This window comes from Protofrankia sp. CiP1_Cm_nod2 (assembly GCF_920664355.1).
GTDB lineage: Bacteria > Actinomycetota > Actinomycetes > Frankiales > Frankiaceae > Protofrankia.
In genome coordinates, this window is the sequence record NZ_CAKKTL010000111.1 from 4839 (window position 1) to 5713 (window position 875).

At 74.5% G+C, this 875-nt stretch carries 1 pseudogene; it reads left to right on the top strand.

Annotated elements, in window-relative coordinates:
- Positions 1-875: pseudogene (locus NBW84_RS13720) on the top strand (FxSxx-COOH system tetratricopeptide repeat protein); the annotation flags it as partial.

An 875-nucleotide genomic window follows, 5' to 3' on the forward strand; every position in this document is an offset into this window, starting at 1 on the left:
CCGGCCGAGCCGGCGGCGGGGCGGGCGCAGGCGTTGCACGGCCTTGGCGGGGTCGGGAAAACCGAACTCGCGGTGGAATACGCCTGGCGGTTCCGCTCGTCCTACGACCTGGTGTGGTGGGTCGACGGGGAACAGCCCGCGCTGGCCGCCACGGCCCTGGCCGATCTCGCCGCCCGCCTCGGTGTCGGGGCGGCCGGGGACAGCGACGGCTCGATACGAGCGGTCGTGGAGGCGTTGCGGACCGGCCGGCCGCACGCCCGCTGGCTGGTCGTGGTCGACAACGCCACCGCGCCCTCGGACCTGCACGGGCTGATCGGCGCGGCCGAACAGGCCACCGACGGCCACCTCCTGATCACTTCCCGGCACCCCGACTGGGCGGGGCGGACCGGAACCGTCGCGGTGGACGTGCTGCCCCGCCCCGACGCGATCACCCTCCTGCGCAGCCACCTCCCTGGCCTGGGCGACACCGACACCGACGCCGACCGGCTCGCCCACGCCCTCGGGGATCTTCCTCTTGCCCTGGAGCAGGCCGGCACCTGGCTGGCCTCGACCGGCACGGGCGTCGACGACTACCTCACCGTGTTAGGGACCCAGGTCCGCGACATCCTCAGCCGTGGGGTTCCGGACCGCTACCCGACGGTGGTCGCCGCGGCCTGGAACCTGGCGCTGGACGCGATCGGCCCGGACGAACCCGCCGTTGTCGACCTGCTCCACCTGTGTGGATTCCTCGGCCCGGAACCGATCCCGGTCGATGTCTTTCCCAGCCTGGCCGGCCTGGCCGACCCGCTCCCACCGGACGAGGCGGACGGCCCGGCCGACCCGCGGCCGCTGGCCGCACTCACCGCGATCGCCGCGGCACCTGTCGCGTTCGGGGA